Annotated in this window: 10 protein-coding genes, 1 tRNA gene and 1 pseudogene; 9 read left to right on the top strand and 3 right to left on the bottom strand. The window is 64.3% G+C overall.

The window, feature by feature from the left end:
• Positions 1-123 precede the first annotated feature (123 nt).
• The 7 genes from BDK88_RS00995 to BDK88_RS00965 all read left to right on the top strand — a co-directional run bounded on the left by BDK88_RS00995 (position 124) and on the right by BDK88_RS00965 (position 8,282).
• Positions 124-197, top strand: a tRNA-Tyr gene (locus tag BDK88_RS00995).
• A gap of 511 nt (positions 198-708) precedes the next feature.
• Complete coding sequence (locus BDK88_RS00990) at positions 709-921, top strand: heavy-metal-associated domain-containing protein (RefSeq protein ID WP_130498759.1); 213 nt, start codon at positions 709-711, stop codon at positions 919-921.
• Positions 922-1,414: 493 nt separating this feature from the next.
• The gene (locus BDK88_RS00985; protein ID WP_130498758.1) at positions 1,415-2,173 is read left to right on the top strand and encodes an ABC transporter ATP-binding protein; all 759 of its coding nucleotides are present in this window, start codon (positions 1,415-1,417) and stop codon (positions 2,171-2,173) included.
• Positions 2,163-3,428, top strand: coding sequence for an FtsX-like permease family protein (locus tag BDK88_RS00980; protein WP_130498757.1), 1,266 nt, complete (start codon positions 2,163-2,165; stop codon positions 3,426-3,428). Before BDK88_RS00985 ends, BDK88_RS00980 begins: the two co-directional genes overlap by 11 nt.
• Positions 3,425-4,657: an ABC transporter permease gene (locus tag BDK88_RS00975; RefSeq protein ID WP_130498756.1), complete on the top strand. Its 1,233-nt coding sequence runs from the start codon at positions 3,425-3,427 to the stop codon at positions 4,655-4,657. The genes BDK88_RS00980 and BDK88_RS00975 overlap by 4 nt, the downstream gene beginning before the upstream one ends.
• Before the next feature lie 120 nt (positions 4,658-4,777).
• Positions 4,778-5,380: a hypothetical protein gene (locus BDK88_RS00970; RefSeq protein WP_130498755.1), complete on the top strand. Its 603-nt coding sequence runs from the start codon at positions 4,778-4,780 to the stop codon at positions 5,378-5,380.
• 61 nt (positions 5,381-5,441) lie between these two features.
• On the top strand, positions 5,442-8,282 hold the full coding sequence (locus BDK88_RS00965) for a DEAD/DEAH box helicase (RefSeq protein ID WP_130498754.1): 2,841 nt from the start codon (positions 5,442-5,444) through the stop codon (positions 8,280-8,282).
• Positions 8,283-8,286: 4 nt separating this feature from the next.
• Here the strand turns inward: BDK88_RS00965 and BDK88_RS00960 are convergent, their stop codons facing one another.
• Positions 8,287-9,474, bottom strand: a complete 1,188-nt coding sequence (locus BDK88_RS00960) for a polysaccharide deacetylase family protein (RefSeq protein WP_130498753.1) — start codon at positions 9,472-9,474, stop codon at positions 8,287-8,289.
• A 373-nt stretch (positions 9,475-9,847) separates the two neighbouring features.
• On the opposite strand from BDK88_RS00960, the pseudogene BDK88_RS00955 reads away from it, so the two are divergent.
• Together BDK88_RS00955 and BDK88_RS00950 are read left to right on the top strand one after the other, a co-directional pair.
• A pseudogene (locus tag BDK88_RS00955) lies at positions 9,848-10,562 on the top strand (protein sorting system archaetidylserine decarboxylase).
• A 177-nt stretch (positions 10,563-10,739) separates the two neighbouring features.
• Positions 10,740-11,015: a hypothetical protein gene (locus BDK88_RS00950; protein ID WP_130498752.1), complete on the top strand. Its 276-nt coding sequence runs from the start codon at positions 10,740-10,742 to the stop codon at positions 11,013-11,015.
• Positions 11,016-11,237: 222 nt separating this feature from the next.
• On the opposite strand, the gene BDK88_RS00945 is transcribed toward BDK88_RS00950, so the two are convergent.
• Positions 11,238-12,137: a DMT family transporter gene (locus BDK88_RS00945; protein WP_130498751.1), complete on the bottom strand. Its 900-nt coding sequence runs from the start codon at positions 12,135-12,137 to the stop codon at positions 11,238-11,240.
• Between the two features lie 152 nt (positions 12,138-12,289).
• Positions 12,290-12,655, bottom strand: a complete 366-nt coding sequence (locus BDK88_RS00940) for a DUF7344 domain-containing protein (RefSeq protein WP_130498750.1) — start codon at positions 12,653-12,655, stop codon at positions 12,290-12,292.
• Positions 12,656-12,980: the final 325 nt, after the last annotated feature.

The raw sequence follows: 12,980 nt of genomic DNA, 5'->3' as shown, positions 1-12,980 counted from the left end.
GCTCTCGTCTTATCACGCCATCTATATCAATCATGGTGCTACTGACGGAAACTGACACGTTCTCACCGTCTCGAATAATAACCCTTATGTGCCCTACGGCGGCTACGTTTGAGTGCGAAGTGCCCGCCCTTAGCTCAGACTGGTAGAGCAGTCGACTGTAGATCGACTTGTCCCCCGTTCAAATCGGGGAGGGCGGACTTCCTTTCCTGTCGATTTGCAGCAGACGCCGATTAGGCCGCAGTCTTGCGATTTCACCCCGCTCGAGACGGCCGAGAGTTCACAGTGGACCAAGATTCTTGTTGGAGGTCTATGTCTTCTGGCGATTTCCATCGCAGCGACCTGGAACTGGCATCGTCACTGTCCGTACTGCTGTGGCCGTATGACACGGACGACATCGATCGACGGACGCCCCCGTCGCGTTTGTGAGTGTGCCCCACATCATCTGGTGGTGTTCCCAAACCAACGAGCGCCGTGTGACCGACCCTGACCGACTCGCCTTTGGCGGTTCCGTGAGGGCGGGGCTTGGCACCCTCACCGCTATACCGCTATGACCCACTGACCGCAAGCTCGTTGCCGTCCACGAGGGAAGACGCTTTGACGAGAGTGGTGTGTGAATACGTCGGCTCGTCGGCGGCAGATTGACCGATCGTGTTGTATATTCGTCATATGATAGCTTTATATCAGTGCTTGGCGTGTATTCCTGCGATCATGGCAACAGCAAAAGTCCACCAGATTCAAGTTTCTGACATGATGTGTAACGGTTGTGAAGACACGATACAGCACGAACTGCGCCACGCCAACGGTGTCACGCGCGTCAGCGCAAACCACATCGAAGGAACAGTCGAAATTGAGGGTGACGATACTCTCGACCTCCCGAAACTCACCGACACAATAAACGACCTCGGGTTCACCGCTACGTAATCGCACACGGTCACTCTCGTTTTTTCGGTCGGTGCTGTGATACGGACTCCTGTCAGTCAATGCCGGTCGGACCGCAACCCGCATTGCAGTCCCATCGGGACAGCAGACCGTATGACAGGAGTTCGTCGCAGGCCGTCTGGCGGTGGCCGGTTCACTCGCGGTAAATAGGAGTCGCGGTTGACGTCCGCATCCCGTTCTGAACGCAGGACTCGAGCATGGTTCGGGTGCGCGAATCGGTCACAATTCTGTGACTTACTATCGTGCCAACCTGTACGTGCCCGTTTCAGCCGCCGGTCAGCCGACAAGCCGTCCCTACCGCCGGGCTGTCGCTCGAGCCCCGCGACAGCCACACGACTGGCCCGACAGTCGTCGAACGCCGTCTATTGTGTCCGGTTGTCCGTCTGCAACCGCGAGTAACAGCCGTCTTGCGTGGGTAAACCGGGTCGAAACAATGAGTCGGTGTGCCGTTGGCCTGTTGTGAGACCCCGTGAGGATGTTCAACCGATCAGCGCAGGATTCGCGGCCGTCGGCAGTCGAAGCGGACAGCCGCGAATCGACGACGGCCGTTCGCCTCGAGGGTGTCACCCACCAGTACGGATCGGGTGGCGGTCGGCTTCGCTCGAGCGACGAGCGAACGGTGACCGCACTCCGGGACGTGTCGTTCGACGTGCCGATGGGGTCTATCCTCGGGCTCGAGGGACCAAGCGGGAGTGGGAAATCGACGATACTACACGCGGTCGCCGGGCTGTTGGTCCCGACCGACGGCAACGTACTGCTGTGCGGGACCGATCTCACGACGCTGTCCGACGCGGAGCGAACTCGGATGCGGCGGCGTCACATCGGGATTGTTTTCCAGCGGTTTCATCTCCTGCCATCGCTGTCGGCCCGCGCGAACGTCGCGTTGCCGCTCGTACAGGCAGGTATCTCACGATCCGATCGGCGAGCGCGTGCGACGGCGCTGCTCGAGGCAGTCGGACTGGGTGATCGTAGTACGCACTTGCCCGGCGAACTCAGCGGCGGTGAGCGCCAGCGTGTCGCGATCGCACGGGCGCTGTCGACGGATCCGGACGTGATCGTTGCCGACGAGCCGACGGGCGAACTCGACACGGCGACCGGGACGGACGTCCTCGAACTGTTGACTGATATCGGCCGCGATCGGGCAGTGGTGGTCGCTTCACACGACGCGACCACGCTGTCGGTTGCCGATCGCGTCATCACGCTTTGTGACGGTCGGGTGGACGATGTCCGATGAGCCCGATGACCTGCCCGACGGCCTCGAGACGCGGCGACGTAGGCGGTGGACTGGACTGTTCTCCCTGACGGTTTCGCGGTGGTGGCAGCGAGCGACGGGGACGACGGCGGGTCGGATCGTCTCGACTGTCGCCGCCGTCGCGCTGACGATCGCGTTCCTGTTAGTCGTGACGGGGATCGCGCTGTCGCTGGCCGACGGCGGCGTGACGACGACGGACGACGCGACTGTCCACATCACGCCGGAAGCACAGCAGACGTTATCCTCCGTCGACGGAGTCGAGGGGCCGCGACTCGGGGCGACCAACGAGCGAGCTAGCACGATCCGCGCACACGACGGCGTCGCACACGCCTCGCCGGTGCTAATCGAGGCGGGCCGCCTCGAGGCAGGCGGCGACCCACAGACCGTTCAACTCGTCGGTGTCGTTCCGGACGGCGAGTCACGGACCGTTGCGGGGTTGCCGATAGATGCCCTCGAGGAAGGTGATCCCCACTATGCGAACGGCTCGTATGACGGCCCACGAACGGGCGGGATCGTGCTCTCTCGCACCGCTGCTGACCGGCTCGGTGCCTCCGCTGGCGACAACCTGGCCGTCTCGACCGCGCCGAGACGCGCGACCAACTTTTCAGTGACTGCGGTCTCCGAGACCGACGGCGGCGACGTCAGTGCGCCGGTCGCGCTCGTCCACGCCAGCGAACTGCAGTCGTTGTCCGGGGCCGCCGACGGCGAACTCGCCGACCGGATGGTGATCTGGGGCGAACCCGACGCCGCGCGGTCGGCCGCTGCCGACGCGTACCCGCACGCGTCGGTCACGGTCACCGACACGGCCGATCCCACCGCACTGTTCGATGACGGGCTGGCGTTTGCGACCAGCGTGATCGCGCTGGTGGTCGGCGTGACGATCTGTGCGTCGTTCGTCGCGACGACGATGGGGATGACCGTTGACGAGGACCGGCGTACCCTCGCCGTCCTCGAGTCGGTCGGCGTCCCTGCGCGGGGCCGGCTCGCCGTAATCGCGATTTCGACGGGGATCACGACGCTCGTCGGGTCAGTCGTGGGCGTCGGACTCGGCGCGGTGGGGATCGCGGGCGTCAACGCGGTCGCCAGCGCGACCGTCGCGCCGGGGGCGGTCGCACAGTTCCATCCGCTGTTCGTCCCCTATGGGATCGTCGTCGCCGTGCTGGCTGGCATCGTTGCCGTCCCCTACCCGCTTGCGGTGGCCGCACGAACGTCCGTGCTGGCAGAGGTGGGCCGATGAGCGTGGGGCGTGCAGTCGTTCGGCTGCGAGCCGTCGTCGGGCTGGCACTCGCACAGCTCCGGCGCTCGCCCGGACGGACAGTACTGACCGTACTCGCAGTCACGCTGGCGGTACTCTCGGTGACGGTGCTTGCGAGCCTGGGTGTGGGCGTCGTCGAGAAAGGCGAACAGGGGCTGGACAACGCCGATCGAGACATCTGGATCTCGCGATCCCCCGTCGATCCAGCAGCCAGCGGGACGGAGAACCCAATCGTCGGCGCACACGGCGTCGCGGCCGACCTCACCGCACGAGATGACATCTCCTCTGCCTCTCCGATCGCGATGTACGATGTCTACGTCGGCTCGAGTCCGTCCGACCTCGAGCGCCGGCCTGCGGTCGGCGTCCCGGAGACTCACGACAGATTTGACTTCCAGGCCGGGCATGGATTCGATCTCACAGAGGGGGCTGCTACCAGTCCGCCACCTGACGATCCCCAGCGTCGCGAACTCGTGCTCGATCCGCAGGTCGCCGACGAACTCGGCGTCGGAGTCGGCGACACGGTCTACATCGGAACGAGCCGGCAGACTGCGACAGCAAACGAGTTCACTGTCATCGGCATCTCCGACTACTACTCGCAGTATATGGGCTCGCCGACGCTGACGGTCCCGCTTGGCGATCTGCAGGCCGTCGCCGGGACGTCGGGCACCGACCGGGCGACGTTCGTCACTGCCGACGTGGCCGACGACGCCGATCACGACGCCGTTGCGGCCGATATCGGTGAGCAGTATCCCGAGTACGACGTTCGGACCAGTGACAGCCAGGTACAGTCGATGCTCGGGGAACGCACGGCCGTACTCGCAAGCGGCGCGACGCTGGTCGGCTTGGCCGTCCTCGGTGGTATCGTCCTGACCGCGAATCTGTTCGCACTCGTGGCCCACCAGCAACGCGCGGAACTCGCGGCGTTGCGGGCGGTCGGCCTCTCGCGTGGCCTGCTCGCCGGCACGATCGGCACGCAGGGACTCGTCATCGGCCTGCTCGGTGGCGTCCTTGCCGTCGCGGCAACGCCACTGGCCGTGCTCGGTTTGAACCGCTTCTCGGCGTCGGTGTTCGGGTTCGAGCGTCTCCTGCGGACGCCACCCGAAATCTACGCCGGCGGGTTCGCACTCGCGCTCGTCGCCGGCACCATCGTCGCGATCGTCGCCGGCTGGCGGGCCGGCCGCTACGCCCGGATCGACCATCTCGAGGCCTGACACAACCGGTTGGAACAGTCATAGACTCCGGTGCTCGAGCGAGCGAGTCCGCTCGAGTCCGTTCCGGTGCTGGCTTTTGCACGCCAAACCGACTTGTCACCCGAGTCCGTATCGGTCGTGATGCGACTTCGACAATCCGATCGCGAGCGATCGAACCCCGCCGAGACGGAGTCGACGGCCGGCACGTCGTCCGTGACCCAACTTATCAAACATCTTCTAACTGCTGTTGGCGTGCTTGTGTTCACCTACGCCGTGTTGCGCGTGCTCGGCCGGCGGGACGACGTGCCGGTCCAGTCCATCGACGAGGTGCAAGACGAAATCGCAGACACCGTCTCCGACGATCACCCGCTCGTGACGACACAGGATCGAACCAGCGCCACCGTTCCTGACAGCAGTACGAATGGTCCGCGAAACGAGGCGGCCGAGAGCGGTTCCGACATCCAGCCGTCGATCGACAGCGCGGACGCCGAGCGCGACGACCCTGCCGAACCGGGGGACGAGGGCGGTGGCGACGTGCTCGACGCGTCGGAGACGCGTGCTGACTACACCGACGACCGCTCGGACGCGGAAATCGCAGAACGCGCCGAACCCGACGTACAGGACGAGCCGGCCGAACCAGGCGAGATGGCGGTCGACGAGGACATCACAACGAATCTCGTCGACGACGACACCGACGCTGAAACGGAACCGGGCGGCGAGGCCGACGCCGACTCCGAGGAGTGAGCCGCCCTCGAGTTCACCGGAAACGTGGCCCTTATGCGCCGGTCGTCCCTACCGTGGCTCCATGACTGACGGGGACGTCGCGGCGTTTACCCACCTCGGAGCGACGGTTCGCGGGGCGCTCTCCGAACGCGGCTTCTCGAAGCCGACAGCACCGCAGCGACTGGCGATCCCGCCGCTTGCGGCCGGCGAGAACACGCTCGTGATCGCCCCGACCGGCAGCGGCAAGACCGAGACGGCGATGTTGCCGGTCTTCGATCATCTGGTCGCCGGTGAAGGGGCTCCTGACGGCTTCGGCGCGCTCTATATCACACCGCTGCGGGCACTCAATCGCGACATGCGCGAACGTCTCGAGTGGTGGGGCGACTACCTCGATCTCGCTGTCGACGTTCGCCACGGCGATACGACCCAGTACCAGCGGGGCAAACAGGCAGAGAACCCGCCGGACGTGCTGATCACGACGCCCGAGACCGTTCAGGCGATGCTTACCGGCGAGCGCCTGCGCGAGGCCCTGGCTGACATCTCCCACGTCGTGATCGACGAGGTCCACGAACTCGCCGCCTCGAAACGAGGGGCACAGCTGTCGATCGCCCTCGAGCGGCTTCGGGACCTCGCGGGGCCGTTCCAGCGGATCGGCCTCTCGGCGACTGTCGGCGACCCTGGCGAGGTCGGCCAGTTTCTGACCGGCGGCCGCCCCTGCGAAATTCGAGAGATCGATGTGGGAAGTAATGTCGACGTAACGGTTCGTGAGCCCGAGATTACCGACGAAGACGAGCGGTTATCGGGGGTGCTCATGACCGAACCCGATACGGCCAGTCACGTCCGATTAATCCGTGACCTCGTCGCCGACCACGAATCGACATTGATCTTCGTCAACACCCGTCAGACTGCGGAGGCGCTCGGCTCGCGATTCAAAGAACTCGAGTTGCCGATCGGCGTCCACCACGGCTCGCTCTCGAAGGAGGCCCGAATCGATGTCGAAGACCGGTTCAAGGCCGGCGAACTCGACGGCCTGTTGTGTACGTCCTCGATGGAACTGGGTATCGACGTTGGCCAGGTCGATCACGTGATCCAGTACAAGAGTCCCCGACAGGTCACGCGGCTCCTCCAGCGGATCGGTCGCGCGGGCCACCGGCAGGATGCGATCTCGAGCGGGACGATCGTCACGACCCGTCCCGACGACACGCTCGAGGCGCTGTCGATCGCCCGCCGGGCCCGCGACGGCGAGGTCGAACCAGCGGCGATCCACGAGGGGAGTCTGGACGTCGTGGCGAATCAGTTGCCCGCGATCGTCCAGAGCCGCGGCGATACGCCGGTCGCTGAAGCCGTCCAGACCATCACGCGGGCGTATCCGTTTCGGACGGTTCCCGAAGCGACGATCCGCGAAATCATCTCAGAACTGAACCGGAATCGAATCCTGTGGTTCGACGAGGGCGAGGACCGGATCGAAACCACCGGCGGCACCTGGCAGTACGTCTACGCCAATCTCTCGATGATCCCCGACGAGGAGACCTACGAGGTCCACGACATTGCCTCGGGAGGTCAGATCGGAACCTTAGACGAGCGGTTCGTGGTCAACTTCGCCCAGCCGGGCGAGGTGTTCATCCAGCGCGGCGAGATGTGGCGGATCGCTGAGATCGACGACGAGGAGGCCCGAGTCAAGGTCAGCCCGATCGAGGACCCCGCTGGTGAGGTGCCGTCGTGGATCGGCCAGGAGATTCCCGTTCCCGCCGCGGTCGCCGGCGAAGTCGGTGAGATTCGAGCCGTCGCCGAGCCACAGCTTCAGTCGGGAGCCGACGCCGCGGCAGTCGGCCGCGAATTGGCCAGCCGGTATCCGGCCGACGAGTACACGCTCACCGAAGCCTGCACGCAACTCGAGCGCCAGGTCGACGCCGACGCGCCGATGCCGACGGCCGATCGGCTCGTTCTCGAGCGCCGGGGCCGGACGATCGTCCTCAACGCGCCATTCGGTCACATGGCAAACGAGACGCTCGGCCGGCTGCTCTCCGCACTGTTGGGCCAGCAGGCCGGTTCGTCGGTCGGCCTCGAGACCGACCCCTACCGGATCGAACTCGAGGTGCCGACGTCGATCGCGACCAGCGACGTACTTGCGGTGTTAGAAGAGACCGATCCCGACCACGTCGAGGCGATCGTCGAACTCGGGCTCAAACGGTCGGATGCGCTTGCGTTTCGGCTCGCGCAGGTCTCGGCGAAGTTCGGCGCGCTCAAACGCTGGCAGAACAGGGGGTCGGGACGTCTCTCCAACGATCGGTTGCTGGCAGCACTCGAGGACACCCCGATGTACGAGGAGGCGATCCGGGAGGTGTTCCACGAGGATCTGGATGTCGACCGTGCGAGTGCAGTGCTCGAGGGCATTCAATCGGGCGCGCTCGAGGTGGTGACCCATCGCGGTCGCACGCCGGTCGGACAGGGCGGTCGCTCGTCAGGTGGCAAGGAACTGCTTGCGCCCGAAAACGCCGATGCGAGCGTTATCAAGACGGTACGGGAGCGGATTCAGAACGACCGCGTCATCCTGCTGTGTACGCACTGTATGGAGTGGAAGGTAAAGACGAAGGTCAAGCGGGTTTCCGACCAGCCCGAGTGCCCCGAGTGTGGCTCGACCCGAATCGCATCGCTGAACCCGTGGGCCGACGAGGTCGTCCAGGCAGTTCGGGCCCAGGAGAAGGACGACGAGCAACGGAAAATGACCGAACGCGCGTTTCGGGCCGCAAGTCTCGTCCAGAGCCACGGCAAACAGGCCGTGATCGCGATGGCTGCCCGCGGCGTCGGCCCACACAACGCCGCCCAGATCATCAACAAGCTGCGCGAGGACGAGGCCGAGTTCTACCGCGATATCCTCTCGAAAGAACGGGAGTACGCCCGAACCCAGTCGTTCTGGGAGTGACCGCTCATTGGATGACAAACGAGTCTTCCATCTCCTTTGGAGTGATCACCTCGAGATCGCCAGCGGATTCTAATTCGTTTACGTAGCTGGCCGTTTCTCGGAGCACCGACTGGGAACTCCCGTCGAGTCGGGTGAAGGTCAGCGACGTGATGCCGCCCAGTTGGGCGGTGAGATCGAGCGCCGTCCGCGCCTCCTCGGCACTGAGACCGGTCACCCGCGAGCAGAGCTGTGGATTCATCGCGGCACCTTGCGATGGGTAGCGCCCGGCGAACGCGAGGCTGTGGTTTTCCGAGACGGCCTCGAGGACCGCCCCGTTGTACTGACCGACTGGGTAGGAGAAGTAGCGTGCACCCTCCTCGTAGCCGTTGTCCTCGAGCCACGCTTTCGCGTCGCTGACCTCCGTTGCCGGGTCACGACCCGAGAGGGTGGTGAGATTCTGGCCGTGCATCGAATGGCTCCCGATCGTCCAGCCGGCGTCAGACAGCTCCGCGAGCTGGTCGGTGAGGAGATGTTCGCCCGTCGCGCTTTCGTCCTCGCGAACCCGACTTGGGACGATAAACGCCACCCCCGGGTAGTCGTACTCGTCGAGGATCGGAAACGCCCGCGTATAGGTGGACTCGTGGCCGCCATCGAAATGGAGCATGACTTTGCCGACGTCCGGTGTGGGGGCAAACCGGAGGTCGTCGACCCAGACCGACCCCTTGTCGTCGTCGGCAGTCCAGCGGATGATCTGGACCTGGTTGATCGCGCTCAGATCAGGCTCGCCGTCGACGGTGTCGACGCCGAAATTATTGTGGACGAGCGGCGTATCGCTGTGCATTCGCTGCCTGAAGACCATCCGGTTCTCGTCCTCGTCGAGCAACTGGATGACCATGTCGGCCTCGTGTTCCGTGGCCATCGCCATGGTCGGCCGCACGCCCGTGAAATCCTGTGGCTCGTCCAGTTCGCGAACGATCCGAAACTGGTTGTCAGGCCCTGACTCGAGCCGTGCGGACTGCGAGCCGGCGTACGAACGCTCTTGATCGGCCGTGAGCGTCCCAAGTGGCACGTCCCACGCGTCCAAGTTTTCGAAGTCGTCGAACAGCTGGGCCGTCGGCTGCTCAGAGTCGGGGCCGTCGTCCGATTCTTCGGACGTCGAACAGCCGGCGAGAGCGGCGACGAGAGCGGCGCTGAGATATGTTCGTCGTTTCATTGCTGGCGACCGCTTGCGCCACGGTGCGGTATATTGTTATTCTCGGTTGTCAACGACATATTATACGTCATAGCGTCGGGAAAACACGGGTCAGCGATGGGGAGACTCCCTGAACGCCGGGAACGAACCGACCCCTGTTCTCGAATGCCGTCATCCGGGATAGTCCTCGAATACGCCGTTACAGGGCCGCCGTATCAGTCGCCGAGCGCGGACTGACTGCGAGCGACGAACCCCAGATATCGTAACCCACGCCGTACAATAGCTGTAGGTCTGGATTGTTGTGTCCCGTGGGCGTCAGTGTGAGCGCTCGAGACCCGCCGAGGCGGGGTATCGATCCGTAACGGCCATACGAGTCGCTCTCGTCGGCTCCGGTATGAAATTCGCGCCGGGGGCCTGGAAGTATGCTCTCGTGCCCCTGCTTGCTGCGCCGTTTGCGCTCCTCTATAGCGCCACTGTCGGACTCGTCGCGCTTGCGCTTGGCGCGGGGACGCTCGCGTTCTTTCGCGATCCGGAGCGCACGCCACCGCCGACCGGTGTCGTCTCGCCGGCTGACGGAACCGTTTCCGTCCTCCGTGAGGAAGGCGATCGGGTCCGGCTGGGCGTTTTCATGAACGTCTGGCACGTCCACGTCGTTCGCGCGCCGTTTGCGGGCCACGTCACCGACGTCGAGCACGTTCCCGGCGCGAACCGGCCCGCGTTCTCGAAAGAATCCGATCGTAACGAACGCGTCCACGTCCGTCTGGCGTCGGACTCCTCGAACCTCCCCTCGGAACCTGACGAGACAGTGACGGCCGGAGACGACACCACGGCGGCAGTCGACGGACCGGGTCACGATGCCGAAGTCACACTGATTCGCCGGCGCGTTCGCCCGCCGCATCCATCCCTACGCCGACCCTGGCGATGACGTCGCACGCGGCGACCGCATCGGCCACATCGCCTTTGGCAGCCGCGTCGACCTGCTCTTTCCGCCGACGGTCGACCGCGAAGACATCGCCGTCGACGTCGGGGACTCGATGACCGCCGGAGAAACCGTCGTGCTCGAGGCGTCGTCCCATCCGACGACTGATCGATCCGGCCACGGATCATGACCTCGTCGCTCACGCTCCCGTCTTCATCCGAGAGCCGCTATTCCGGCCGACAGCCGACTGTTTCGGTCGATAAACGACTCGTTCAGTGCGGCTGATTCCGGTGAATCCGCTGTAACCGATCGAAACTGTCGAATCGCTATTTGCTCCGCGCGGACGAACGAGACATCACTGAGACCGATGGCCAGCCCACCGTCTCTCTCTGACCAACCGTCCGCTGGCTCGAGTTCGACGACAGAGTCCCCTGACGACGCTCATGGGGTCCGCGAGCGAGTAACGCCGGGACTCGTCACCTCGATCCGCGCTGTCGGGTTCTGGACAGCCATCGCCATGCCGTTTCTCTATTTGCCCCTGCTCGCAACTGGATTATCGTCTTCGTTCGACGGCATCCTGTTCGTCTGTCTGCTCGTCGGAAACCTCCTCGCGTTGTACGTCGGCCATCCCCACCGCCAGTAGGCCCGCGCCAGACAGACTTCGCCAGCAGTTGTCTGCTTTGCGGCCGCCGGCCTGTTCGAGAGTACGGTGTTGAGACGGTCAGCCACTCCTCTAGATGGCGCTGTCGCCCCCTCTCGAACGTGCGACGCTGAGGTATACGAACTCCTGTCGGTCAGTGCCGGCCGGCCGCGACCCGCACTGCGGTCCAACCGGGAACTGGGTACGGCAGCCCGGAGACAGCTACTAGGGGAGTTCCCGACGGATCGCCCGCCGTTTGACGAGGACGAAACCGACCGCGATGAGCCCGAAGCCGACCAGCGTCACGGTCTCGATGGCTTCGTCGAGATAGAGCCAGCCAACGATGGCGGTCACGATCGGAGCCACGTACGAAACCATATTGATCTCGACAGCGCCCAGTCGCTCGAGCAAGTCGAAGTAGATGAGAAAGCCGACCGCGCTCGCGCCGAGTGCGAGGGCGGCGAGCGCGCCGATCGCCTCCGGGTGGATCCATGCGGCCGGCTCGAGCGGTTCGCCGATCGCCAAGCTCACGAGATGGAGAACGACTGCGCCCCCGACCATCGACCAGGCTTCCATCGTCTCGATCGGCAGTGCGGTCTCGAGACGGCGGGTGAGGACGCTGCCGAGTGCGAACGCCGCGGCCGCACAGAAGACGAGTCCTTTCGACACGGCGTCGGCTGCGAGCAGATTCGACGGGTCCGGCTGGACGATCACCGCGACGCCAGCGAGTCCGACGAGGACGCCGATCACGCCGGCCGGCGAGAGAGCGTCGGTTGGAACGAGCAGCCGCGCGAAGCCGGTACTTAAGACCGGTGAGAGACTCACCAGAATGGCCGCGGTGGCTGCCGGCGTGCGCTGCTGGCCGACGAACAGGAACGCGTGATAGGCCGCGATCAACAGGACGGCACCGACGGCGACTTGTCCCCACTCGGCTCGGTCACGAGGTCGCCACGGTTCGACGGCCACCGCTGCATAGCCAAGCATCACGACACCAGCGATATCGTAGCGAAACGCCGCAAACAGAAGCGGCGGAAAATACGAAAGCCCTGCACTGATCGCGACGAACGCACCGCCCCACAGCGTCGCGAGCGTCACGAACAGCCCGAGATTCCGATACCGGTTCACAGCGGCTCTCTCGGGTGAGCCACCCTTTGCATTTCGATTCGGACTACCCGGACCACGACTCGAGCGTGATACTGTCCCGTCAGTGTGCGGTAGAGCGCGTCACGATGGTCAGTACGACTGCACGTCGTCGGTTGTAGACCGCCCTCGCTGTCTCAGAGCGGCGGTCGTCCCCGAAGCTCGGGTTCGTCCTCCGTCGCCCGGAACTGCTCGAGTAAGGGTTTGATGTCGTCGAACCCCTCTGCCAGGACGATGTCACCGCTGCGGAGGTCGTACTCGATGATATCGTAATCCGCGAGCCGCGGCAGGTGGTTGTGGACGAGGCTGACGTAGACGCGCTGTCGGGTTTCCTTGTCGAGTGTGTGGGCGCTGACGTCCAGTTCCCAGGCTGCGATCTGGTCGACGAGGTCCTCGAGGTTGGCGGTCCGGTTGTCCGCTAACTCATAGAGGAGAAACCGTCGCTCGGACTCGGCAAGCAGGGAGCAGGCCGCTTCCATCCGACTGGCGTTCGTCGGGCTCATACACCGACCATGCACCCAGTGGTATTACACCTACTGCCAACACAGATTGGGTCCCACCCGATCGACGATAGCAACCGAATTCGAGATCTGTCGAATGCGGCCGATTTACTGCCTACTACTGGAAATTTCACCGCTCTGGTTAGCGCAGACGACTGTTCACGTTGGGAGTGTGCACAACCGATCGATTTCACTGACAATCACTGCAGATTGATTCTGCGGTGGCTCTGCGATCGGTATTCGAGCCGGTTTGGGTGGGACGACTGCCCGTTCCGGAGTGGACTATTGGTCTCCCGAGACGTACTATGTCATATGTTATCTCAGACGA

Origin of the sequence: Natrinema hispanicum (assembly GCF_004217335.1) — an archaeon.
GTDB lineage: Archaea > Halobacteriota > Halobacteria > Halobacteriales > Natrialbaceae > Natrinema > Natrinema hispanicum.
Note: the sequence above shows the minus strand (reverse complement) of the source record. Positions and strands in the feature narration are given on the sequence as shown.